Here is a 22,469-nt window from a genome sequence, read left to right as displayed (position 1 = left end):
GACAAATCAGCCTCTTTTACTTGTCGCTTTACAGTAAACATCCGACAATTTGCCGAAACCTGGTAATAATGGAGATGCCTATGACTACCGCCTTCTTTGTCGCTGCCGACTGGCTTGTCGAACATATTGACGACCCGGAAATACAAATTCTTGATGCCCGGATGGCACCCCCAGGCCAGGAAGATCGTGATGTTGGCGAGGAATATCGTGCAGGCCATATTCCTGGCGCTGTCTTTTTTGATATTGAAGCCCTCTCTGACCACACCTCCCCCTTTCCACATATGATGCCGCGCCCGGAAGCCTTCGCCGTCGCCATGCGCGAATCAGGCGTACACCAGGATAAGCACCTGGTGATATACGATGAAGGAAACCTGTTCTCTGCTCCGCGGGCATGGTGGATGCTGCGGACATTTGGCGTTGAAAATGTCTCTATTCTGGCTGGCGGTTTGGCTGGCTGGCAGCGTGATGAACTCCCCTTGCAGACAGGAAATGTGGATTTACCCGAAGGTGAATTTGACACAGCATTCGCGCCTGAAGCGGTTGTACGCGTGACTGATGTGCTGCTGGCCAGCCATGAAAAAACGGCTCAGATCGTCGATGCCCGCCCGGCGGCACGTTTTAATGCCCAGGTTGATGAACCCCGTCCAGGCCTGAAACGCGGTCATGTTCCAGGCGCATTGAACGTGCCCTGGACTGAACTGGTACGTGATGGAGAATTGAAAACCACCGACGAACTGGATGCGATTTTCTTCAGCCACGGCGTGAGTTTTGACAGACCCATTATCGCCAGCTGCGGCTCCGGCGTCACAGCTGCCGTGGTGGTGCTGGCGCTTACCACGCTGGGTGTCCCCAACGTCGCATTGTATGACGGTGCGTGGAGCGAATGGGGAGCGCGCAACGATTTACCGGTAGAACCGGTATTATAAAGCTGGAAATGCCGGATGGCGCTTCGCTTATCCGGCCTACAAAATAGCGCAAATCGTAGGCCGGATAAGATGTATGCGTCACCATCCGGCAAGGTCTTTTAGATAATCCGATTCTGTTTAAAATCGCGCAGGAAACCGCCCCAGCGGCGCTCGTAGAACGGCGCGATGTGCTCGGTAATAAAGTGGCTGACGCCCTTCTCACCTTTCTTCACCTGGCAGATATCAATCGGTTCATCACCCGGTAAGGTATCCGTTGCTACACTGCCCGTGGCATGAATAATCTCTTCAATATCACCATCGGCTTCAATGCCAATCAGCAGGTTCGGCTGAGCATCAGGACTCTCTTTAATCGAGCAGATAAATGCCCGTTTAACGGGTTTAATGGGTTTAAACAGCGTGGTCAGTGAGTCAATCATCTGCGCCGGCGGTTCCGCAACCTCAGAGAGGATAAGCGACTCGCCGCCTTCCAGCACTTCCTGAGTACTCAGCGGATTGCCTTCTTCCCCCATCAGCAGACTGATTTCGCGTGGCATAAACTCTTTGCCGGTGGGCAGTTTGGCGTTGAGAAACAGCGTTTCGCCCAGCGTCATTTCAAACAGCGTGCGTACCGGCATCACAACAAATGCCTGTTCGTCTTCAACTGCCTGCTGCAAGGCTTCAAGAGAGGTGAAAAACGGGATCACGGTGGTACCGTCTTCTTTTTCCCAGTGCTGCAGATCCAGCGCGCTATCTTCAACCACCGCCTCGCCTTCTGCGGCTGTTCCCGGAACCCAGACGGTGGATTCCAGCAGCGTACGGAAAAATGCCGGGCGATGCGCAGGCTCAGTCGCCGCTTGTTCCAGCAACGTTTCTAATTCGTTTTTTGTTTCAGACATAAGAACCACAAATTGGATAAGTACGTGTAGGCCGAATGCGCGAAATGCCATCCGGCCATACAGTCATAAATTACGCGGTCAGCAGGTTGGCAATCGTGCGTACGCCCAGACCGGTTGCGCCCGCGGACCACTGCTCAACCGGCGCTTTGCGATACGTTGCAGAGCAATCGATGTGCAGCCAGCCTTGCTGATAATTTTCCACAAAGTGTGACAGGAAGCCTGCTGCAGTACTTGCGCCAGCCGGGTAAGCCGCACTGCCGGTGTTATTCAACTCGGCAAAGTTAGACGGCAGCTGGCTACGGTGGAATTCCGCCAGCGGCAGACGCCAGAACAACTCGTTTTCTTGTGCGGCACTTGCCAGCAAGCGAGCAGCCAGTTGGTCATCAAAGCTGAACAGCGCGTGATAATCATTACCCAGTGCAGTTTTCGCGGCACCTGTCAGCGTGGCGGCATCAATGATCAGCTCCGGTTTCTGCGCACTGGCGTCAATCAGGCCATCCGCCAGAACCAGACGGCCTTCGGCGTCGGTGTTCATCACTTCAACATTTTTGCCGTTGCGATAGTGAATAATATCACCCAGTTTAAAGGCATTACCGCTAATCAAATTATCCGCACAGCACAGATACAGTTTCACGCGCTTGTTCAGACCGCGAGTAATAGCAAATGCCAGTGCGCCCGTCACCGTCGCTGCGCCGCCCATATCGGACTTCATTGAGTCCATAAATGCGCTTTGTTTGATGCTGTAACCGCCGGAGTCAAAGGTGATGCCTTTGCCGACCAGGCAGGCATAAACCGGCGCTTCTTTATCGCCCGTTGGGTTGTAGTCCAGCGCCAGCAGCACCGGCGGACGTTCGGAACCGCGTCCAACGGTATGCAGTCCCATGTAGTTCTGCTCACGCAGATCTTCACCTTTGGTGATGCGGTAAGACACGTTATCGCACGCGACAGAGCACAGCAGATCAACCGCACGCTGCGCCAGTTGTTCCGGGCCCAGTTCTTCCGCCGGGGCGTTAATGGTATCGCGCACCCAGTCGATAATTTTCAGACGGTTATCCAGCTCTTTACGCTGCGTCTCGTCCAGAGCAGCCCACTCAACTTTTCGGCTGCCTTTCGGCCCTTTATAACCCTGCCAGAATGCCCAACTGCGCTCGGTATCCCAGCCTTCACCGTCCAGTTGAACGTGTTTAATCCCCAGGCCGTCAATTTTACGCGCGGCACGCTGGATAAGGCCAAGGTCATCTTTTCCGTTCAGGTGCAGGGTAATGCCATCATTATTGATACTGTATGTTGCCTTTTCACCCCAGCGGGCATCGGCAGGTTGCGTGGAAAGCGTAATTTTCATGGCTTCTGTCATTTTATTTATCCTTATTTTCGCGCATACAGGAAAACGGGCCACCCGTGGGCAGCCCGTTGACTTATTCGGCTTCGTCCAGCCAGACCAGCAAGATGGCCTCAAGGATTTTTTCGTTCGATGCCTGTGGATCATCATCGAACTCTTCCAGGTCACAGATCCATTGGTGCAGATCGGTGAAACGAACGGTCTTGGGATCGAGATCGGGGAACGCGTCGTACAACGCCTCGCCGATTTCGCGGCTATCGGTCCACTTCAGTCCCATACTACCCTCTGTTAATGCTCACGCGCATGATTGATTGTGTAACGTGGGATTTCGACCACTAAATCATCCTCAGTGACCCGTGCCTGACAGCTCAAACGGCTCTCCGGCTCCAGACCCCAGGCTTTATCCAGCATGTCGTCTTCTTCTTCTGTGCTTTCCGGCAAAGAATCAAAACCTTCACGTACGATGCAGTGACAGGTCGTGCAGGCACAGGATTTTTCACAGGCGTGTTCAATCTCGATACCGTTACGCAGGGCAACGTCGAGTATCGTTTCGCCAGTCTCAGCTTCCAGAACGGCACCATCGGGACAGAGATCCTGATGAGGCAAAATAACAATCTTTGGCATATTAAACCTCGTCCACAGAATGGCCTTTCAGCGCGCTACGGACAGATTTATCCATGCGGCGAGCGGCGAAATCCTGGGTTTGTTTGTCTACGTTTTTAATGGCTTGTTCGATTGCGTCAACATCGTCGCCCTGTGCAACCTCGCTCAAATGCGCGGCGGCGGCGTCGATAATCTGACGTTCTGCGGCGCTTAACAGCGCGGCATCAGCAGCGAGCGCACCGGACAGGCTTTCCAGTACACGTGCTGCTTCGACTTTTTGTTCTGCCAGCATACGCGCTTTGACATCCTGCTCGGCAAAACTCATCGAATCCTGAATCATAGAGGCGATTTCACTGTCGGTCAGACCGTAGGACGGTTTGACCTGAATGGAGGATTCCACGCCGGTGGATTTCTCCATGGCGGTCACGCTTAGCAGTCCGTCCGCATCGACCTGGAAGGTGACGCGGATATGCGCACCGCCTGCTGGCAGCGCCGGAATACCACGCAGCGCAAAACGCGCCAGCGAACGGCAGTCCTGCACCAGCTCACGCTCGCCCTGCATCACGTGAATCGACATCGCCGTTTGCCCGTCTTTGAAGGTGGTAAAGTCTTGTGCCCGTGCCACCGGAATCGTGGTGTTACGCGGAATAACTTTCTCCACCAGGCCGCCCATGGTTTCCAGTCCCAGGGACAGCGGGATAACGTCCAGTAACAGCATTTCACTGTCCGGTTTATTGCCAACCAGAATATCGGCCTGGATTGCCGCGCCGATGGCGACCACTTTGTCCGGGTCGATTGAGGTCAGCGGCGTACGGCCAAAGAACTCGCCGACGCGTTCACGCACCAGCGGCACGCGCGTTGAACCACCGACCATCACCACTTCCAGCACATCCTGCGCCTCAACGCCCGCATCTTTCAGTGCGCGACGACAGGCCAACAGCGTGCGCTTAACCAGCGCGGAGATCAGTTCATTAAACGTTTCACGGGTAATTTCACCCTGCCATCCCGCCACGTTAACTGTGACAGACTCGGCGTCGCTCAGCGCAATTTTGGCGGCAATCGCGGCATCCAACAGTTCACGCTGTACGCGGTTGTCGCTACGATCGGCAACGCCTGCCTGCTCACGGATGTAGTCGGCCAGCAGATGGTCAAAATCATCACCGCCAAGCGCGGAATCCCCGCCGGTCGCCAGCACTTCAAACACGCCACGGCTCAGGCGCAGAATAGAAATATCAAATGTACCGCCGCCAAGGTCATAAACGGCAATGACACCTTCCTGACCTGAATCCAGGCCATAGGCGATTGCAGCAGCAGTGGGTTCGTTCAGCAGACGCAGTACGTGCAGGCCCGCCAGACGCGCGGCGTCTTTGGTGCCCTGACGCTGAGCATCATCAAAGTATGCCGGAACGGTGATCACCACGCCGTCCAGTTCGCCGGACAGTGCTTCTGTTGCTCGTGCGGCCAGCGCTTTCAGAATGTCAGCGGATACGCGCACCGGATTAAGCAAACCGGCAGCGGTTTCGATCATCGGCAGACCGTTTTCACTCGCCTGAAACGTATACGGCAGATGTGGGTAACGCGCCTGGATATCCGCAAGCGAGCGGCCCATCATGCGTTTTACCGAACTGACAGTGTTAGCGGTGTCCAACGCGGCATTGGCGCGGGCATCGTAACCGACAGAGTAGCCCTGCTGCTGATAGTGAACCACTGACGGCAACAGGTGGCGACCTTCGTGGTCAGCCAGCGTTTCGGCCTGGCCGCTGCGTACAGTCGCAACCAGGGAGTTGGTGGTGCCTAAATCGATACCGACCGCCAGACGACGCTGGTGCGGCGCGGCGCTCAGACCAGGCTCACTAATTTGTAATAAGGCCATTTTCGCTTCCGGAAATTAAAAATCGAGCAGTTTTTCTTCGAGTTGTTCTGCACTGCTTCGTAGTTTATCGAGAAAACGCAGCTTACGCACGGTATCTGCCGCCGCGTCCCACGTCTCGCTGTCCAGCTGTTCAACCATCAGTTGATGACGAACGTTGTACATCTCGCTGACGCGCTGCATAAACGCATCCAGACGTTGACTGTCTTTAGCCTGTTCAATCTCGTCCAGCTCTTCGCGAAGTTCCAGTTGCTCCATCAGGAAGGCGGTATCGCGCACCGTGTGCTGCTCGCTTCGGATATCAAAGCCGTGTAAAGACAGTAAGTATTCGGCGCGCATCAAGGGATGACGCAGCGTTTGCCAGGCCTGGTTGATAGTGGCGGACTGCGAAACGGCAGCAAGTTGTTCCGCCTGAGAACCGCTGGCGAATTTATCAGGATGATACTGACGTTGTAGATCCTGAAAACGGAGGCTCAGCGCCTGAGTATCGAGCTGATAACGGGCCGGTAAGCCAAAGAGGGTGAAGTAGTCCATAACATTCTCAGGGGTAGCTATTAGAACAAACCCCACACGTAGCAAAGCCACGGTGGGGTTTTCGGGTGACGCACGTTACACGTGGAAGCTTTCGCCGCACCCACACTCGTCTTTCACGTTAGGGTTGGTGAACTTAAACCCTTCGTTCAGACCTTCTTTGACGAAGTCTAACTGCGTACCGTCGAGGAATTGCAGGCTCTTGCCGTCGACCACAACTTTAACGCCTTTGTCTTCAAACACGGTATCTTCAGCCGCCGGCTCGTCAACAAATTCCAGTACATAGGCCATACCTGAGCAGCCGGAGGTTCTCACGCCCAGACGCAGACCAAACCCTTTACCGCGGTTTGCCAAGAAGGTATTTACACGCGCTGCTGCACTGTCGCTTAAGGTAATCGACATAATAAAACCTCAACTCTTAATTATTTTGCTTCACGTTTGCTTTTGTAATCCGCAATCGCGGCTTTAATCGCGTCTTCAGCCAGGATAGAACAGTGAATTTTCACTGGCGGCAGTTCAAGTTCGTCTGCGATATCGGTGTTCTTAATCGCCTGTGCTTCGTCCAGAGATTTCCCTTTTACCCATTCGGTAACCAGAGAGCTGGAGGCAATAGCGGAACCGCAGCCGTAAGTCTTGAAACGCGCGTCTTCAATGATACCCTCATTGTTGACTTTGATCTGCAACTTCATCACGTCGCCACAGGCCGGTGCACCCACCATGCCGCTGCCCACGTTCTCGTCGCTGTTGTCAAAAGAGCCCACGTTACGTGGATTCTCGTAATGATCGATTACTTTTTCGCTGTAAGCCATGATGAATTCTCCTTATCGGTACCGATTAGTGATGTGACCATTCAATGCTGTTCAGATCCACGCCCTGCTTGAACATTTCCCACAGCGGAGAAAGGTCACGCAGACGGCCGATGGAGTTACGAACCAGATTGATGGTGTAGTCAATCTCTTCTTCGGTAGTGAAACGACCTAAAGAGAAACGAATTGAGCTGTGTGCCAGCTCGTCAGTCATCCCCAGCGCACGCAGCACATAGGAGGGTTCCAGGCTTGCAGAAGTACATGCAGAACCGGAAGATACAGCCAGATCTTTCAGCGCCATAATCAGCGATTCGCCTTCAACAAAGTTGAAGCTGACGTTGAGAATGTTCGGTGCGCCATGCTCGAGGTCACCGTTCAGGTACACCTCTTCCATATCTTTTACGCCGTTCCACAGACGGTTACGCAGACCGCGCAGACGCGCCATCTCGGTTTCCATCTCTTCTTTCGCGATACGATAAGCTTCACCCATACCGACAATCTGGTGGACAGGCAGCGTACCGGAACGCATACCGCGCTCGTGACCACCGCCGTGCATCTGTGCTTCGATGCGAATACGCGGTTTACGACGAACATACAGCGCGCCGATACCTTTCGGACCGTAAATTTTGTGACCGGAGAAGGACATCAGGTCAACTTTCAGCTGGCTCAGATCGATAGGCAGTTTGCCCACGCTCTGGGTCGCATCAACATGGTAGATGATGCCACGCGCACGGCACATTTCGCCGATAGCCGCGATATCCTGCACCACGCCGATTTCATTATTCACGTGCATAATGGAAACGAGGATGGTGTCATCACGCATCGCCGCTTCGAGTTCTTTCAGATCAATAATACCGTTGCGCTGCGGGGCGAGGTAGGTCACTTCAAACCCTTCACGCTCCAGCTGACGACAGGTGTCCAGCACGGCTTTGTGCTCCGTTTTGCTGGTGATGATGTGCTTGCCTTTTTTCTGATAAAAGTTGGCCGCACCTTTAATCGCCAGGTTGTCGGATTCGGTCGCACCGGAAGTAAAGACGATTTCACGCGGATCGGCACCTACCAGATCGGCAATCTGATTGCGGGCGATATCTACCGCCTCTTCAGCATGCCAGCCAAAACGGTGTGAACGGGACGCTGGGTTACCAAAGTTTCCGTCCAGGGTCAGACACTGCATCATTTTCTCGGCAACACGCGGGTCCACCGGCGTGGTTGCGGAGTAGTCGAGATAGATCGGTAATTTCATTGCTCTATAAACTCCGTACATCGCTTCAATGCAAGGAATCAGGCAACCGGCTGGATGTACGACCGAGTTAACGGGGTGTCCAACACCCCGGCCTGATTCTGAATACTTTTTATTATGCGCGCAACTTAACGTCGATCGCGTCTTGTGAACGATTGCTGCGTGGAGCGTCATGCGTGTGCTGGCGACCAGACACATCGAGGACTTCCTGATTATTGACCAGTTCGCCCAACGTAATATTGTTGAGGAAACCGGTCAGGCGGTCACTCAGATCGCGCCACAGCGCGTGGGTCAGGCACTTATCGCCGCCCTGACAACCGCCTTTGCCCTGGCAACGGGTCGCATCTACAGACTCGTCAACAGCGCTAATCACTTCACCTACTGCGATGCTGCCTGCATCTTTACCCAGCAGATATCCACCGCCTGGTCCACGTACGCTGGAAACCAGACCGTTTTTACGCAAACGGGAAAACAGCTGCTCCAGGTATGAAAGGGAAATTCCCTGACGTTCAGAAATATCAGCCAACGGTACCGGGCCCGTTTCGGAGTTGAGCGCAACGTCCAACATTGCGGTCACGGCATAACGCCCTTTTGATGTCAGTCTCATGTCTTACTTAGCCTCAAACTCGCCCCTGCCCGGGGTTTTTTATTGTAAAATGGGGGTATTGCATAGCAGGGGCAAGTCTGACATTCCCGACTAAATCAGTCAACTATTTACTTGACTAATTTAGTCAGGTATTTTGCGTTCCGTGCGGTATTCGTTTGCCGGATGGCGCTTCGCGTATCCGGCGTAAAGACAAGCTACTTCCCTTTATTCTGTTGTTCAATCGACGCTAAAATCCCGCGCAGGATATTCAGTTCCTGGCTCTCCGGACGTGCGCGAGTGAACAGACGACGCAGCTTGTTCATCACCTGCCCCGGATGGCCTTCACGGATAAACCCGGTCGACAGCAGTGTCTGTTCCAGATGACCGTAAAAACGCTCTAAATCATCGACCAGTGGATACTCAGTTTCTTCGTATTCTGTGGTCTTACCGCTTTCCTGCGTGGCCAGCCAGGCCATGCGCACTTCATAAGAGATGACTTGTACCGCCATCGCCAGATTGAGCGAACTGTATTCCGGGTTCGCGGCAATAGCGACGTGATAATGGCATTTTTGCAGTTCTTCGTTAGTCAGCCCCACGCGCTCACGGCCAAAGACCAGCGCTACCGGGGTATTCGCCGCTTCGGCTACGCTTTTTAAACCACACTCACGCGGATCCAGCATCGGCCACGGCAGGGTACGGGAACGCGCGCTGGTTCCGACAACCAGGCTACAACCCGCCAGCGCTTCATCGAGCGTGTCGACGATTTGCGCACTGCCAATCACATCGCTGGCACCGGCCGCCAGGGCGATGGCCTGGGAGTCCGGTTTTACCAATGGATTGACCAGCCACAGATTGGTTAAACCCATCGTTTTCATTGCGCGGGCAACAGAGCCCATGTTGCCAGTGTGAGACGTTTCCACCAGCACGATTCGAATATTTTGCAGCATTGTATTTCTTCGGCTAAAGATTATTCGGCCATATTATCATAAAACGAAGACATATACCGAACTCGCTGCTATACTCTGCGCCGTTTTCCCGTTCTTTAACATCCAGTGAGAGAGACCGATGCATCCGATGCTGACCATCGCCGTGCGCGCAGCGCGCAAGGCGGGTAATGTAATTGCCAAACACTACGAAACACCAGACTCTGTAGAAACCAGCCAGAAAGGCAGCAATGATTTCGTGACTAACGTCGATAAAGCCGCCGAAGCGATTATTATCGAAACAATCCGCAAATCTTACCCTCAGCACACCATCATCACCGAAGAAAGCGGTGAACATGTTGGTGAAGATTTGGATGTTCAATGGGTTATCGATCCACTGGATGGCACCACCAACTTCGTAAAACGTCTGCCGCACTTCGCGGTATCTATCGCAGTACGCATCAAAGGCCGTACTGAAGTCGCCGTTGTTTACGATCCAATGCGTAACGAACTGTTCACCGCGACTCGCGGTCAGGGCGCACAGCTGAACGGTTACCGTCTGCGCGGCAGCACGGCTCGCGATCTGGATGGCACCATCATCGCCACCGGTTTCCCGTTCAAAGCGAAGCAGCACGCCGCTTCTTATATGAAAATCCTCGGCAACATGTTCACCGAATGCGCGGACTTCCGTCGCACCGGTTCTGCAGCGCTGGATCTGGCATATGTTGCCGCCGCACGCGTTGATGGTTATTTTGAAATTGGCCTGCGCCCGTGGGATTTTGCCGCAGGTGAACTGATTGCCCGTGAAGCTGGCGCACTGGTGTGCGACTTTACCGGTGGTCATAACTACATGGCGACTGGCAACATTGTTGCTGGTAACCCGCGCGTCGTTAAAGCCATGCTGGCGAACATGCGTGACGAACTGAGCGACGCACTGAAGCGCTAATCTCAGACGTGCCCGGTAACGTGCTATCGCTTACCGGGCCGACAACTTAAAACGGTCGTAATCCCCTTCCCACTGGCACCGCACTCATCCACATCACCACCGCAGCAACCACTAACATTGCACCACCGGCCAATGCCAGCATGGTCCAGCCAATCTGTCGCCACAACACAGGCGCTTTATTTCCGCTAAGTCTTACCGCCAGCGTACGGAAACTGTGTACCAGTAACGCCAGCGAGGTAATGGTCAGGGAGGTTCCCGCGGCCATCGCCAGCGCCGACGCCATCCCCCAGCTAAAGACGCCAACCACTTTGCTAAACAGCAGCACCATGATTGCGCCGGAACACGGGCGCATGCCCATAGAGAGAATTATCATCAGTCGCGCACGCCAGTCATCGCCGCTTTGCAGTTGTTCCGGGTTGGGCAAATGCTGATGCCCGCAGCCACAGCCCTCGTGATGCACATGGTGCGGCGTAAAGGTGGTGAATGTCGGGCGGCACAGCAGCTGGCGCAATTTCTTCAGCGCACGGACACACAATAAAACGCCCAACACGCCAACCAGCGCATAACTCCCTTTCTCCAGCCAGAAACTGCTCATATGCAGCTGCCGGGCGGGCAGTTGCAGCAGCGTGAGCACCACCACCACCAGCCCAATTGCGACCAGTCCCTGTAACAACGAAGAAGCCAGCGTCAGCCCGATACTCGACTTCAACTTCGACGGATGGGTCGCAAGCCAGGTGGTAATAACAATTTTCCCGTGTCCCGGCCCCAGCGCGTGTAGTACCCCATACAGGAAACTAAACAACAGCAGCGATCCCCCGGCCCGGGCCGGATTAGCAGCAACCGCTTTGAGCAACCCACTCATCTGCTGATTAACGTCCCGCTGCCAGACAATACTTTTCACCATCACCTGCGGCCAGGCTTGCCATAACCACAGTGCACCACCGGTCGCCAGCAGCAAAAACAGCGCCAACGGCCATAGACTAAGCCAACGACGTCTGGCCGTGTGTGGTCGGTACATTACTGACATTGCAACGTCACCGTCTGTGCAAACTGTTTACCTAATTCCATATCCTCTGGCGGTGCATCTTCTTTATCCAGCGACTGTGCAAAACTCAGCGTTTGTTCATTCGGCGTCGGCGTATGTACGGAAATCCGACATTGCTGGCGTAGGGTCCGCGCCAGAGAGGCATCGCTGTCTTTGTCATAGCTCATATCCACGTAGTAGGTGGGATCGAATGTGGAAATAATATAGGTCTGCCCGGAAAGCGGCTGCGGCTCGGCCAGCGGCAGAACAAACGTCAACACCGCCTGATGTTCCTCACGCTCCATGCCATATTCCGTCGGCCTGTTTTTAAACTTTACTTTCTGCCCGTTGTGCCACACTTCGGTGAAATAGTGCTGTCCGAGGACATTGGCCATCACTTCCGCCGCCAGTTTTTTCCAGATCTCATCACCCGGTTTGGCATTGCCTGCATCGTACAGCAGGTCAGCCGAGGTGATTTCATCCATCGTCCAGCGCATTTTCAGCGCTACAAACTGGTTATTGTCGCTCACTATCTCAGTTTTCAGATGGATAAAACTGTGGGGATGCGCACCGACATTAAAAGACAGGATAGCCAGGATCAACGTGACAATGATGCGTTGAACGCGTTGCATGAGTTCTCCACGGTAGAAATACAGGCCGCCACAATGATGACGTCCTGGGCGAAAAGAGTGGTGAGCATATCATCGAACGGAAAAATGTTGAGCCCCCTTTTCCGGTATCGATTCAGTTCTCAATTTCGACAATTTCTTATTTTCCCGCAACCGTAAAAAAGACATTTCATTGCTTCAATTTACGTCAAATGATACGAAAATGTTAATTAAAAGTTTGATATTAATGTTTAATTAACAAAAATGATGCCATAAAAAATTCAATCCGCATTTAATTTAACTAAAAATTAACCATACTTTATCCATAAAATAACAATAATGGGCATACATCACATTCCTCAAACTTATGGTTCATTCCCTCTTCCATTCGTTGTTAACTTCACGCCGTGACATGCCCTGCCCCCTACTAAAGGTACAACTATGAAATTCAAACTCGCATTACTCAGTGCAACCCTGGTTTCTGCATGCATGTTGTCCGGTACGTCCTTTGCGGCGGAAAAATATGAAATTGCTGTGGTTGCCAAAGTCACCGGTATTCCCTGGTTTAACCGCATGGAAACCGGCGTGAACGAAGCAGCAAAAAAACTCGATGTGAACGCTTACCAGACCGGTCCCTCTACGCCAGATCCGGCTCAGCAGGTAAAGGTGATTGAAGATCTGATCGCCAAAAACGTCAATGCGATCATCGTGGTGCCGAACGATGCCAAAGTCCTTGAACCCGTACTGAAAAAAGCGCGCGAGAAAGGCATTGTGGTCCTGACGCACGAATCCCCGGACGAGCACATCGGCCAGTGGGATATCGAAACCATCGACAGTGAAAAATACGCGCAGGCCAACGTTGATGAGCTGGCGAAAAGTATGGGCGGCAAAGGGGGTTATGCCATCTATGTCGGCTCACTGACCGTGCCGTTGCATAACGCGTGGGCAGACTACGCGATTAAGTATCAGAAAGAAAAATACCCGGAGATGTTCGAAGTCACCTCCCGTCTGCCGGTAGCGGAAAGTATTGATAAGTCCTATGCCACCACGCTGGATCTGATGAAAACGTACCCGCAGATGAAAGGCATTATCGGTTTCGGCTCGCTGGGTCCTATCGGTGCAGGCCAGGCGGTTCAGAAAAAACGCGCCAAAGATAAGATTGCCGTCGTCGGTATCGCTATGCCAGCACAAGCCGCGCCTTACCTGATGCGTGGCGACATCAAAAAAGCGTTGCTGTGGGATCCGAAAGATGCAGGCTACGCGCTGGTCACGGTTGCCGATCAACTGTTACAGGGCAAAGAGGTCAATGCAGATCTGAGTATCGATGGTTTAGGGAAAGCCGATATCGACATGGAGAAGAAAGTGATCCGCTTTAACAAGATCCTCGAAGTCACCAAAGACAACGCACAATCACTCGGTTTCTAAGGCTTTAGCCAACACCAGGGAACCTTAACGCCGACCGTCTGGTCGGCGCTATCTACCAAACTAACACTCAGCGTCCGTCAGGACGCTCGCAGGGGTATTGTCCATGACAGACACCACCGCATTTATCACTCTTGAGAATATCAGCAAACAATTCCCGGGCGTGCTGGCGCTGGATAACGTGAATCTGACGCTGAAAAAAGGCGAAGTTCACTGTCTGGCGGGTCAAAACGGCTGTGGTAAGAGCACCATCATTAAAGTGATTTCCGGGGTCTATCACCCTGAAAAAGGGGCGCAGATTTTACTCGATGGCAAACTGTTCCATCATCTGACACCGCAACTCTCTTCCCACTATGGTATTCAGGTTATTTATCAGGACCTGTCGTTGTTTCCCAATTTTAGCGTCGCGGAGAATATTGCGGTTAACCGCTACCTGCCCGGCGGCGATATCTGGGTACGGCGTGGTGCCATGAAGCAGCAGGCGCTGGCGGCCATGAAACGCATCGGAGTGAACATTGATCCCGATAAAAAAGTCGAAAAACTCTCGATTGCCGACCGACAACTGGTCGCTATTTGCCGGGCGATCGCCGCCGATGCCCGACTGGTCATTATGGATGAACCCACCGCCTCTCTGACCCGCCAGGAAGTTAACGGTCTGCTGCGGGTGGTCAACGAACTGAAAGCGGCCGGGATTTGCGTGGTGTTTGTCAGCCATCGTCTTGATGAGGTGATGGAAGTGGCGGACCGCATCAGCGTGATGCGCGACGGCAAACTGGTAGGCACGTACCCTGCCAGCGAACTGGACAGCCACGAGCTGGCCTTCCTGATGACCGGACAACGCTTCCACTACAGCCCGCTGCCGGAGAAATCATTCGACGATCGGGAACCGCTGCTTGAGCTGCGCAACCTGAGTCGTCGCGGGAAGTATCAGGATATTAATCTGTCGCTGCACGGCGGCGAGATAGTTTCCATTGTTGGTCTGCTGGGTGCCGGACGTACCGAGCTCTGTCTGAGCCTGTTCGGTATGACGCATCCTGAAAGCGGTGAAATGCGCATTAACGGTCAACCGGTCACGCTTCGCAATAACCACGATGCCATTAAGCACGGGATAGGCTACGTCTCAGAAGATCGCCTGACGCAGGGGCTTATCATGGAGCAGTCGATCTATGACAACACTATCGTCACGGTATTTGACCAACTGCATACCCGCAGCGGCCTGCTCGATCATCACAAAGCGCAAAAGCTGGTCGCTGACCTGATCCACGAGCTAAACATTAAAGTCTCCGATCCACATCTGCCGGTCAAAACACTTTCTGGTGGTAATGCCCAGCGTATCGCCATTGCTAAATGGGTGGCGACCAATCCGCGCATCCTGATCCTCGACTCGCCTACCGTTGGCGTCGATATCGCCAACAAAGAAGGCATTTATCAGATAGCCCGCGACCTGGCGGAACAGGGGATGGCGGTACTGATGATTTGCGATGAAATTCCGGAAGCGTATTACAACAGCCATCGCGTGCTGGTGATGCGCCGCGGCAAGCTGGTAGCGGAATTTAACCCCCATCACTGTCGTGAAGATGAGATTGCTGAAGTGGTCGAGGTAATCAATGAATAGTCTGCGTTTCTCCCGTTTAATCGGGCAACATGAGTTCTGGCTGGGCCTTCTGGTCGTGGCGCTTGCCGTCGGGCTGAGTATCAGCACCGATGAGTTTCTGTCACTGGGGAACCTGACAGATGTGGCGACCAGCTACGCGATTCTTGGCATCCTTGCCTGTGGGCTGTTTGTGGTGTTGATTTCCGGCGGTATCGACATCTCCTTCCCGGCCATGACCGCCATTGCCCAATACGCGATGGCCAGTTGGGTGATCGGCCACGGCGGCAACTTCGCACTGGCGCTGGCGATTGCGGTTGCAGTGGGTCTGCTGCTCGGACTCATCAACGGCTTCCTGGTCTACTGGCTGCGCGTCCCGGCGATCATCATTACTATCGCCACGTTGAACGTTTATTACGGCCTACTGGTTTACACCACCAAAGGCACCTGGCTGTATGGCTTCCCCGACTGGTTTATGAACGGCATCAACTGGCTCTCGTTCACCGCCGCGGACGGTTATGACTACGGTTTGACGCTGCCCCTGCTGTGCCTGGCCGCTGTAATCATCTTTACGGCCGTACTGATGAACTATACCCGTCTTGGCCGTCAGGTTTACGCCATGGGCGGCAACCGTGATGCGGCCTCGCGTCTGGGACTTAACCTGCTGAAACTGCATTTCTACGTGTATGGCTATATGGGCATTCTGGCGGGTGTCGCCGCCGTGGTGCAGGCGCAAATCACCCAGTCTGTGGCCCCCAATTCACTGCTTGGTTTTGAGCTAACAGTGCTGGCAGCGGTGGTACTCGGGGGAACCAGCATGAGCGGTGGACGTGGCACGTTAACCGGAACGTTGCTTGGCGTTGTCCTGCTGGCCTTCTTACAAAACGGCCTGACGCTGCTCAGCGTCTCCTCTTACTGGCATACCGTGTTCAGCGGCGCCATTATCCTGGTCAGCATCAGCGCCACGGCCTGGAACGAAAAACGCAAACTGGCAAGGGAGCTTTGAGATGAAAACAATCGCCAGATTTTTACCCGGTGATGCCATCATTCGCCTGCAATGCGTCATTATTGTGGTCGTCGCACTGGTCTTCTCGGCTCTGCTCGGCAGCCGTTTTTTCAGCATTGCTAACTTTCAGTCCATCGGCTCGCAGTTACCGATCCTCGGCATGCTGGCCCTGGGAATGGGCATGACCATGCTGACCGGCGGCATTAACCTGTCGATTATTGCCGGGGCGAACGCCTGCTCGCTGGTGATGGCAGCCGTTATCGTCACCCATCCGGATAACCCGCTGTTTCTGGTCATTGCCCTGCTGGCGGGTGCCGCCGTGGCAGTTGCTATCGGCACCCTGAACGGCGCGCTGATCGCCTGGGTCGGTGTGTCGCCTATTCTCGCCACGCTCGGCACCATGACGCTTATCTCCGGGCTGAATATTCTGCTGTCTAACGGGACGGTCATCTCCGGCTTCCCGACGGCGATTCAATATCTTGGCAACGCAACGATTGCCGGGATTCCGGTGGCGCTGCTGCTCTTTTTCCTTGTGGCGATCCTGCTGTGGGTTCTGCTCGAACACACCACATTAGGGCGCAGCCTGTATCTCGTCGGCTCCAATGAACAGGCAACCCGCTACAGCGGTGTGAATACCGTTCGGGTACAGATTTCCGTGTACGTCATTTCGGCACTGCTCGGCTGGGTAGCCGCCATTCTGATGATGGCGAAATTCAACTCGGCGAAAGCCGGATATGGAGAATCCTACCTGTTGGTGACCATCCTTGCTTCCGTACTCGGCGGCATCAACCCGGATGGCGGCTTCGGGCGCATTATCGGCCTGGTGCTGGCGCTTATTGTGCTGCAAATGCTGGAAAGCGGCCTTAACTTGCTGGGGGTCAGTAGCTATCTGACGATGGCGCTGTGGGGCGCGGTGCTGATCCTCTTTATCGCATTACAGAATCGTAAAGCCTGATTCCAGGAGAAAAAATTATGGCAAGTTACTTTATTGGTGTGGATGTCGGAACCGGAAGCGCCCGGGCAGGCGTGTTTGATCTCAACGGCAGGATGGTCGGCCAGGCCAGTCGGGCCATCGAGATTTACCGTCCGCAAGCCGATTTCGTTGAGCAGTCCTCCGATAACATCTGGCAGGCAGTGTGTAACGCGGTTCGCGATGCCATCAACCAGTCAGATATCAACCCGATTCAGGTGAAAGGTCTGGGCTTTGACGCCACCTGTTCATTAGTGGTGCTGGATAAAGAAGGCAAACCGCTGACCATCAGCCCTTCCGGGCGCAGCGAACAGAACATTATCGTGTGGATGGACCACCGCGCCATTACCCAGGCCGAGCGGATTAACGCCCAGCACCATCGGGTGCTGGACTACGTTGGCGGAATTATTTCGCCGGAAATGCAGACGCCAAAACTGTTGTGGCTGAAGCAGCATATGCCCAATACTTGGGCCAATGCAGGTTACTACTTTGATTTGCCAGACTTCCTCACCTGGCGTGCGACCGGAGACGACACGCGCTCGCTGTGCTCAACGGTATGCAAATGGACCTATATGGGCCATGAAGACAAATGGGATGCCAGCTACTTCCGCCAGATCGGTCTGGAAGATTTACTGGAGCACGATGCTGCCAAAATTGGCCGCTACGTAAAAACCATGGGTGAACCACTCGGTCATGGGCTGTCGGCACGAGCCGCCAGCGAAATGGGGCTGATTCCGGGGACTGCCGTCAGCGTATCGATCATCGATGCCCACGCAGGTACGCTCGGCACACTCGGCGCCTGCGGCGTTTCCGGCGAAGTGGCGGATTTCGACCGTCGTGTCGCACTGATTGGCGGGACCTCCACTGGCCATATGGCCATTTCCAAAGAACCCCGTTTTATCAGCGGCATCTGGGGTCCCTACTACTCTGCTGTTCTGCCAGGGTATTGGCTGAATGAAGGCGGGCAGTCAGCGACCGGGGCGTTAATCGACCACGTCATTCAGTCGCATCCGTGCTATGAAACACTACTGGCGCAAGCGAAGTCCCAGGGACAAACCATTTACGAAGTCCTGAACGCACTGCTGCGTAAAATGGCCGGTGAGCCGGAAGATATCGCCTTCCTGACCCGCGACATGCATATCCTGCCCTATTTCCACGGCAACCGCTCACCGCGCGCAAACCCAACGCTCACAGGGGCAATCACCGGGCTGAAGCTATCCCGCACGCCAGAAGACATGGCGTTGCAGTATCTGGCAACTATCCAGGCCATTGCCCTGGGGACACGTCATATTATCGAGACGATGAATCAAAGTGGTTACACCATCGATACGATTATGGCCAGCGGCGGCGGGACAAAGAACCCGATCTTCGTTCAGGAACATGCTAACGCCACGGGTTGCGCAATGTTGCTGCCAGAAGAGAGCGAAGCCATGCTGCTGGGTAGCGCGATGATGGGAACCATCGCGGCAGGTGTTTTTGACACCCTCCCGGAAGCCATGTCGGCAATGAGTCGTATTGGTAAGACGGTCACACCACAAACTAACCGTATTAAGCAGTACTACGATCGCAAATACCGGGTATTCCACGAGATGTATCAGGACCACATGAAGTACCGCGAGCTGATGCAGGAGGACGCATGAATGATTCCTGGTCTCAGGCCAGCGGCGTATGGCAACTCTACAGCGATGCTCTCGCGGGACTGAGAGAGCATCTGACCGAGCAAACCTGGCTGTCACTGATGGCGGAACTGCGCGATTGCACGGGGAAAATCGTCGTCACTGGCGTCGGCACGTCTGGCATTGCAGCACGTAAAGTGGCGCATATGCTTGCCTGCGTGGAGCGTCCGGCAATTTACCTCAATGCCACTGACGCCGCACATGGCGACCTGGGTTTTTTACGTGCCGATGATCTGGTCATCATGCTGTCACGCGGGGGCAATTCAGATGAACTCACCCGGCTGCTGCCAGGGCTTGCTGAGAAGAATGTATCGGTAATCAGCGTGACTGAAAACCCGAACTCCGCTATCGCCAGGGCGTCGCGACTGGTTATTTCCACCGGCGTACAGCGCGAAGCCGATCCGCTAAACATGCTGGCAACCACGTCAATAATGCTGGTACTGGCAATCTTTGATGCCGCCTGCGCCTGCCTGATGAGCGAAAGCGGCTACTCAAAGGAGACGTTGTTGTCTGTGCATCCCGGCGGTGATGTGGGGTTAACGCTGAGCCGTGGTAAGTAACGCCAGGCAGCTGTTCCGGAGGTAATGAATCTGTTGCCTCCGGTATATTACTACGTTCACCTTATATTTTTCACTTCTCTGAAACAATCCTCCCTGTGAGCGTGTTAAGGGTACTATCGCCGTACCCTTAACAATCCCGCCGGGAGCCTGGGTTGCAAGGGAGGCGGCGGTGAGCCTCCCTTGCACGTTCACGGGTATCTGCGCTTCAGAGAAATAACACCGTTGAGGTGAACGGAACCCCATAGAAGAATAAAATGTTCTCCATAATGTTTAGCAGATATGCAGTACATCTCTGGCATATCTAAACAAAAGATAAAACAGTGAAAAAGGGGGTTAACGCGCTGCGTTTAACTCCCGGTCACTGTTCCTCACGTTAAAAATTCTGTGACGTTCTCCAGCATTCCTGGCGGAAAGCATTCCATTCTCCATTTCAATAAGCAAACTTTAGCTATTCTTATCAAACATACTTACGGGAGATCCTACAGATGATGTCAACGCTTGCCCCGCCATCTGTACTATCCGCTCCCCAGCGCCGTTGTCAGGTGCTTCTGACGCTTTTCCTGCCAGGGCAGGTTGCCACTGCGCAGACTTTCAGCACGCTGAACGGGGTCGATGATGCCACGGTTCGGGAAGATATTATCGGTGCCGGGCTCGAAATCCAGCGCTATCATCGGCTCGCCATTACCACCGCTCAGAATGGAAGTTATGTAATAGAAGGAACCCCGCTTAATCAGCGTCTGTGCCTGTTACAGTGGCTGCGCCGTGGCCTGCGGATTTGTCCAACGTTTATTGCCCAGCAGTTTACCCCGGCGTTAAAAATGGAACTTAAACAACGCGGTATTGCGCGGACGCTGTATGACGACACCAATCTGCATGCGCTGATCAACCTGTGTTCCCGACGCTTGCAGAAGTCGTTTGAGTGCCGAGATATCCAGTTTCTGCGGCTTTATTTACAGTACTGCCTGCTACAGCATCACGCAGGGATCACCCCGGAGTTTAATCCTCTGCAACAACGCTGGGCGCAAGCTTGTGCCGAATACCCACTCGCTGAGGAAATCGGCCGCCACTGGCAACGGCACGTTATGCAGAGTGCGCCGTTGGGGGAATCGCTATTTATGGCGCTGCTGTTTTCGATGATCCGCATCCCCGATCCGATCCGTGATAACCACCAGCAGGATCGTCGTCTGCGCCTTGAGATTGCCCGGTTGGTGCTGCGGTTTCGTGAGTACGGCAACGTCCGCTTCAGCGATGAACAGGGGCTAAATGACCAACTGTATGTCCATCTGGCTCAAGCGCTGAACCGCAGTCTGTTCGCCATTGGTATTGATAACACCCTGCCGGAAGAATTCAGTCGGCTGTATCCCCGGTTAGTACGTACCACGCGTGAAGCGTTACACGGATTCGAAGAGGAATACGATGTGCGTTTTTCAGAGGAAGAGACTGGGCTGGTGGCCGTCATTTTCGGCGCCTGGCTGATGCAGGAAAAGGATTTACACGAGAAGCAGATAATCCTGCTGACCGGCAATAATGAACGACTCGAAACCCATATAGAACAACAGCTACGCGAACTGACTTTGCTGCCGCTGAATATCAAACATATGCCGATGCAGGACTTTCAGAAACAGGGGTCGCCGCGTGGTGTGGCGCTGATTATCACGCCATACACCACGCCGCTGCCGCTGTTTTCACCCCCGTTGATTCATGCGGACCTGGCGCTTACGCCGCATCAGCAGCAGCAGATCCGCAAAATCCTCGAATCATAACGCCGATGCCTGCGCCGTCACTTTAGGCCGCAAGGCGATGGCGGGAAGCGCCACCAGCGCCATCACCCAGAATACGCCGCTGCCCAGATTTTGATACAGGTAGCCGGCGAACACGGTCATGATGGCGATACTCCCCCCCATCGCCACCGCGGAATAAACCGCCTGCAAACGAATGACTTCGCTGCCCTGTCGCGTCGCGATATAACGCATCGCCGCAAGATGACAGACCGTAAATGTGCCGCAATGCAGGATCTGCACTACAATCAGCCACGGCAGTTCGGTACTCCAGCCCATCAATCCCCAACGCACCACGCCGCAAACGGCAGAGAGCAGCAGCAGATCGCGAGCGCTAAAGCGACGGAATAGCTTGTGGCTGAGCGCAAAAATAATCACTTCCGCCACCACACCGAGCGACCATAAGTACCCTACCGCCGAGGCAGAATATCCAGCCGACTGCCAGTAGAGGGCGCTAAAACCGTAATAGGCCGCATGAGCCCCTTGCAGCAGGCTTACGCAGGCGAGAAAACGCCAGCTTTGGGCTATCAACGTGCGCCAGGCCGGCCATCCTGCGCTCTCCTGCTGACGGTTTTCACCCGCAGGCTGAACACTCGGGCGGATCATCATCCCCAGCAGCATCGACGCGACCCCAAGCGACAACAGTACAAGGATCATCCGGTAATCAAACAAGCTCACCAGTTTACCGGTTAGCGCGGAGCCGATCACAAATGCCACAGACCCCCACAGGCGCACCCGCCCATAATCCATGGTGATCTGTTTTTGCCAGGTGTTGGCCAGCGCATCCGTCAGCGGCACCAGCGGTGAGAAAAACAGGTTAAAGCCGACCATCACCACCATCAGCCACGCGACGTGGGTTCCCGCCCAGAAAGCCAGCGCAAAGACCAGCGTCAGGAGCGCCAGGATACGCAAGGCAGAGATCAGGCGGGAGGGATCGCTCACGCGCGGCGCAATCAGCAAACTCCCCAGAAAACGAGCAATCAGCCCCGCGCCCAGCAGCACACCAATGGTTTCCGGCGTCAGCCCTAACCCTTCGAGCCAGACGCTCCAGAAAGGCAGAAAAATACCGTAGCTAAAGAAATAGGTGAAATAACTGAGCGCCAGCCAGCGCGTGGAATGCAGAGCCATGAATCCCTCCCGTTTGGAGGCGATAGTCTGGCGATAAAGTGGGATGGGTGCAAGGTGAAGT

General features: G+C 54.3%; 23 protein-coding genes. 9 read left to right on the top strand and 14 right to left on the bottom strand.

Annotation, left to right across the window (positions count from 1 at the left end; translation table 11 throughout):
• Positions 1 to 80 precede the first annotated feature (80 nt).
• Entirely contained in the window at positions 81 to 926 is an 846-nt protein-coding gene (sseA, locus tag OGX95_RS06855; RefSeq protein ID WP_286628898.1) for a 3-mercaptopyruvate sulfurtransferase, read from the top strand.
• 98 nt (positions 927 to 1,024) lie between these two features.
• Here sseA and sseB read toward each other — a convergent pair whose 3' ends face one another.
• From sseB to trmJ, 11 genes are all read right to left on the bottom strand, one after another.
• Complete coding sequence (gene sseB / locus OGX95_RS06850; RefSeq protein WP_286628897.1) at positions 1,025 to 1,801, bottom strand: enhanced serine sensitivity protein SseB; 777 nt, start codon at positions 1,799 to 1,801, stop codon at positions 1,025 to 1,027.
• A gap of 70 nt (positions 1,802 to 1,871) precedes the next feature.
• The gene (gene pepB, locus OGX95_RS06845; RefSeq protein WP_286628896.1) at positions 1,872 to 3,155 is read right to left on the bottom strand and encodes an aminopeptidase PepB; all 1,284 of its coding nucleotides are present in this window, start codon (positions 3,153 to 3,155) and stop codon (positions 1,872 to 1,874) included.
• A 61-nt stretch (positions 3,156 to 3,216) separates the two neighbouring features.
• The gene (gene iscX / locus OGX95_RS06840; protein ID WP_003037694.1) at positions 3,217 to 3,417 is read right to left on the bottom strand and encodes a Fe-S cluster assembly protein IscX; all 201 of its coding nucleotides are present in this window, start codon (positions 3,415 to 3,417) and stop codon (positions 3,217 to 3,219) included.
• Positions 3,418 to 3,428: 11 nt separating this feature from the next.
• Positions 3,429 to 3,764: an ISC system 2Fe-2S type ferredoxin gene (gene fdx / locus OGX95_RS06835; RefSeq protein WP_003037690.1), complete on the bottom strand. Its 336-nt coding sequence runs from the start codon at positions 3,762 to 3,764 to the stop codon at positions 3,429 to 3,431.
• Between the two features lies 1 nt (position 3,765).
• Positions 3,766 to 5,616, bottom strand: a complete 1,851-nt coding sequence (gene hscA, locus OGX95_RS06830) for a Fe-S protein assembly chaperone HscA (protein ID WP_286628895.1) — start codon at positions 5,614 to 5,616, stop codon at positions 3,766 to 3,768.
• Positions 5,617 to 5,631: 15 nt separating this feature from the next.
• Positions 5,632 to 6,147 (bottom strand): co-chaperone HscB, encoded by a 516-nt coding sequence (gene hscB, locus OGX95_RS06825; RefSeq protein ID WP_003838436.1) that lies wholly within the window; start codon positions 6,145 to 6,147, stop codon positions 5,632 to 5,634.
• A 75-nt stretch (positions 6,148 to 6,222) separates the two neighbouring features.
• The gene (iscA, locus tag OGX95_RS06820) at positions 6,223 to 6,546 is read right to left on the bottom strand and encodes an iron-sulfur cluster assembly protein IscA (RefSeq protein ID WP_003037681.1); all 324 of its coding nucleotides are present in this window, start codon (positions 6,544 to 6,546) and stop codon (positions 6,223 to 6,225) included.
• A gap of 20 nt (positions 6,547 to 6,566) precedes the next feature.
• Positions 6,567 to 6,953, bottom strand: coding sequence for a Fe-S cluster assembly scaffold IscU (gene iscU / locus OGX95_RS06815; RefSeq protein WP_002913991.1), 387 nt, complete (start codon positions 6,951 to 6,953; stop codon positions 6,567 to 6,569).
• A gap of 25 nt (positions 6,954 to 6,978) precedes the next feature.
• Complete coding sequence (gene iscS, locus OGX95_RS06810) at positions 6,979 to 8,193, bottom strand: cysteine desulfurase (RefSeq protein WP_135324753.1); 1,215 nt, start codon at positions 8,191 to 8,193, stop codon at positions 6,979 to 6,981.
• 112 nt (positions 8,194 to 8,305) lie between these two features.
• Positions 8,306 to 8,797, bottom strand: a complete 492-nt coding sequence (iscR, locus tag OGX95_RS06805; RefSeq protein ID WP_286628894.1) for a Fe-S cluster assembly transcriptional regulator IscR — start codon at positions 8,795 to 8,797, stop codon at positions 8,306 to 8,308.
• A gap of 194 nt (positions 8,798 to 8,991) precedes the next feature.
• On the bottom strand, positions 8,992 to 9,723 hold the full coding sequence (trmJ, locus tag OGX95_RS06800; protein WP_286628892.1) for a tRNA (cytosine(32)/uridine(32)-2'-O)-methyltransferase TrmJ: 732 nt from the start codon (positions 9,721 to 9,723) through the stop codon (positions 8,992 to 8,994).
• Positions 9,724 to 9,841: 118 nt separating this feature from the next.
• On the opposite strand from trmJ, the gene suhB reads away from it, so the two are divergent.
• The gene (gene suhB / locus OGX95_RS06795) at positions 9,842 to 10,645 is read left to right on the top strand and encodes an inositol-1-monophosphatase (RefSeq protein ID WP_003835237.1); all 804 of its coding nucleotides are present in this window, start codon (positions 9,842 to 9,844) and stop codon (positions 10,643 to 10,645) included.
• Between the two features lie 46 nt (positions 10,646 to 10,691).
• On the opposite strand, the gene OGX95_RS06790 is transcribed toward suhB, so the two are convergent.
• Together OGX95_RS06790 and OGX95_RS06785 are read right to left on the bottom strand one after the other, a co-directional pair.
• Complete coding sequence (locus OGX95_RS06790; protein ID WP_286628891.1) at positions 10,692 to 11,672, bottom strand: nickel/cobalt transporter; 981 nt, start codon at positions 11,670 to 11,672, stop codon at positions 10,692 to 10,694.
• A complete protein-coding gene (locus OGX95_RS06785; protein WP_286628890.1) occupies positions 11,663 to 12,301 on the bottom strand; it encodes a DUF1007 family protein in 639 nt (212 codons plus the stop codon). Before OGX95_RS06785 ends, OGX95_RS06790 begins: the two co-directional genes overlap by 10 nt.
• 417 nt (positions 12,302 to 12,718) lie before the next feature.
• On the opposite strand from OGX95_RS06785, the gene OGX95_RS06780 reads away from it, so the two are divergent.
• From OGX95_RS06780 to csiE, 7 genes are all read left to right on the top strand, one after another.
• Positions 12,719 to 13,702: an autoinducer 2 ABC transporter substrate-binding protein gene (locus tag OGX95_RS06780; protein WP_286628889.1), complete on the top strand. Its 984-nt coding sequence runs from the start codon at positions 12,719 to 12,721 to the stop codon at positions 13,700 to 13,702.
• A 103-nt stretch (positions 13,703 to 13,805) separates the two neighbouring features.
• Positions 13,806 to 15,314: a sugar ABC transporter ATP-binding protein gene (locus OGX95_RS06775; RefSeq protein WP_286628888.1), complete on the top strand. Its 1,509-nt coding sequence runs from the start codon at positions 13,806 to 13,808 to the stop codon at positions 15,312 to 15,314.
• Complete coding sequence (locus OGX95_RS06770; protein WP_286628887.1) at positions 15,307 to 16,296, top strand: ABC transporter permease; 990 nt, start codon at positions 15,307 to 15,309, stop codon at positions 16,294 to 16,296. The genes OGX95_RS06775 and OGX95_RS06770 overlap by 8 nt, the downstream gene beginning before the upstream one ends.
• A 1-nt stretch (position 16,297) precedes the next feature.
• On the top strand, positions 16,298 to 17,251 hold the full coding sequence (locus OGX95_RS06765) for an ABC transporter permease (RefSeq protein WP_286628885.1): 954 nt from the start codon (positions 16,298 to 16,300) through the stop codon (positions 17,249 to 17,251).
• Between the two features lie 17 nt (positions 17,252 to 17,268).
• Positions 17,269 to 18,906, top strand: coding sequence for an FGGY-family carbohydrate kinase (locus OGX95_RS06760; RefSeq protein ID WP_286628884.1), 1,638 nt, complete (start codon positions 17,269 to 17,271; stop codon positions 18,904 to 18,906).
• Positions 18,903 to 19,502, top strand: a complete 600-nt coding sequence (locus tag OGX95_RS06755; RefSeq protein WP_286628882.1) for a KpsF/GutQ family sugar-phosphate isomerase — start codon at positions 18,903 to 18,905, stop codon at positions 19,500 to 19,502. Before OGX95_RS06760 ends, OGX95_RS06755 begins: the two co-directional genes overlap by 4 nt.
• 485 nt (positions 19,503 to 19,987) lie before the next feature.
• Positions 19,988 to 21,265 (top strand): stationary phase inducible protein CsiE, encoded by a 1,278-nt coding sequence (gene csiE, locus OGX95_RS06750; RefSeq protein ID WP_286628880.1) that lies wholly within the window; start codon positions 19,988 to 19,990, stop codon positions 21,263 to 21,265.
• Here csiE and OGX95_RS06745 read toward each other — a convergent pair.
• Complete coding sequence (locus OGX95_RS06745) at positions 21,260 to 22,408, bottom strand: 3-phenylpropionate MFS transporter (RefSeq protein WP_286628879.1); 1,149 nt, start codon at positions 22,406 to 22,408, stop codon at positions 21,260 to 21,262. The genes csiE and OGX95_RS06745 overlap by 6 nt on opposite strands.
• Positions 22,409 to 22,469 lie beyond the last annotated feature (61 nt).

It is taken from the genome of Citrobacter sp. Cu233 (assembly GCF_030332225.1).
Taxonomy (GTDB): Bacteria; Pseudomonadota; Gammaproteobacteria; order Enterobacterales; family Enterobacteriaceae; genus Citrobacter.
The sequence above is the reverse complement of the archived record's forward strand: the minus strand, read 5'-3'. Positions and strand labels throughout refer to the sequence as shown.

Coding starts and splice junctions, on each gene's coding strand:
- sseA (WP_286628898.1), top strand. CDS start 81: ATGACTACCGCCTTCTTTGTCGCTGCCGACTGGCTTGTCGAACATATT.
- sseB (WP_286628897.1), bottom strand. CDS start 1,801: ATGTCTGAAACAAAAAACGAATTAGAAACGTTGCTGGAACAAGCGGCG.
- pepB (WP_286628896.1), bottom strand. CDS start 3,155: ATGACAGAAGCCATGAAAATTACGCTTTCCACGCAACCTGCCGATGCC.
- iscX (WP_003037694.1), bottom strand. CDS start 3,417: ATGGGACTGAAGTGGACCGATAGCCGCGAAATCGGCGAGGCGTTGTAC.
- fdx (WP_003037690.1), bottom strand. CDS start 3,764: ATGCCAAAGATTGTTATTTTGCCTCATCAGGATCTCTGTCCCGATGGT.
- hscA (WP_286628895.1), bottom strand. CDS start 5,616: ATGGCCTTATTACAAATTAGTGAGCCTGGTCTGAGCGCCGCGCCGCAC.
- hscB (WP_003838436.1), bottom strand. CDS start 6,147: ATGGACTACTTCACCCTCTTTGGCTTACCGGCCCGTTATCAGCTCGAT.
- iscA (WP_003037681.1), bottom strand. CDS start 6,546: ATGTCGATTACCTTAAGCGACAGTGCAGCAGCGCGTGTAAATACCTTC.
- iscU (WP_002913991.1), bottom strand. CDS start 6,953: ATGGCTTACAGCGAAAAAGTAATCGATCATTACGAGAATCCACGTAAC.
- iscS (WP_135324753.1), bottom strand. CDS start 8,193: ATGAAATTACCGATCTATCTCGACTACTCCGCAACCACGCCGGTGGAC.
- iscR (WP_286628894.1), bottom strand. CDS start 8,797: ATGAGACTGACATCAAAAGGGCGTTATGCCGTGACCGCAATGTTGGAC.
- trmJ (WP_286628892.1), bottom strand. CDS start 9,723: ATGCTGCAAAATATTCGAATCGTGCTGGTGGAAACGTCTCACACTGGC.
- suhB (WP_003835237.1), top strand. CDS start 9,842: ATGCATCCGATGCTGACCATCGCCGTGCGCGCAGCGCGCAAGGCGGGT.
- OGX95_RS06790 (WP_286628891.1), bottom strand. CDS start 11,672: ATGTCAGTAATGTACCGACCACACACGGCCAGACGTCGTTGGCTTAGT.
- OGX95_RS06785 (WP_286628890.1), bottom strand. CDS start 12,301: ATGCAACGCGTTCAACGCATCATTGTCACGTTGATCCTGGCTATCCTG.
- OGX95_RS06780 (WP_286628889.1), top strand. CDS start 12,719: ATGAAATTCAAACTCGCATTACTCAGTGCAACCCTGGTTTCTGCATGC.
- OGX95_RS06775 (WP_286628888.1), top strand. CDS start 13,806: ATGACAGACACCACCGCATTTATCACTCTTGAGAATATCAGCAAACAA.
- OGX95_RS06770 (WP_286628887.1), top strand. CDS start 15,307: ATGAATAGTCTGCGTTTCTCCCGTTTAATCGGGCAACATGAGTTCTGG.
- OGX95_RS06765 (WP_286628885.1), top strand. CDS start 16,298: ATGAAAACAATCGCCAGATTTTTACCCGGTGATGCCATCATTCGCCTG.
- OGX95_RS06760 (WP_286628884.1), top strand. CDS start 17,269: ATGGCAAGTTACTTTATTGGTGTGGATGTCGGAACCGGAAGCGCCCGG.
- OGX95_RS06755 (WP_286628882.1), top strand. CDS start 18,903: ATGAATGATTCCTGGTCTCAGGCCAGCGGCGTATGGCAACTCTACAGC.
- csiE (WP_286628880.1), top strand. CDS start 19,988: ATGATGTCAACGCTTGCCCCGCCATCTGTACTATCCGCTCCCCAGCGC.
- OGX95_RS06745 (WP_286628879.1), bottom strand. CDS start 22,408: ATGGCTCTGCATTCCACGCGCTGGCTGGCGCTCAGTTATTTCACCTAT.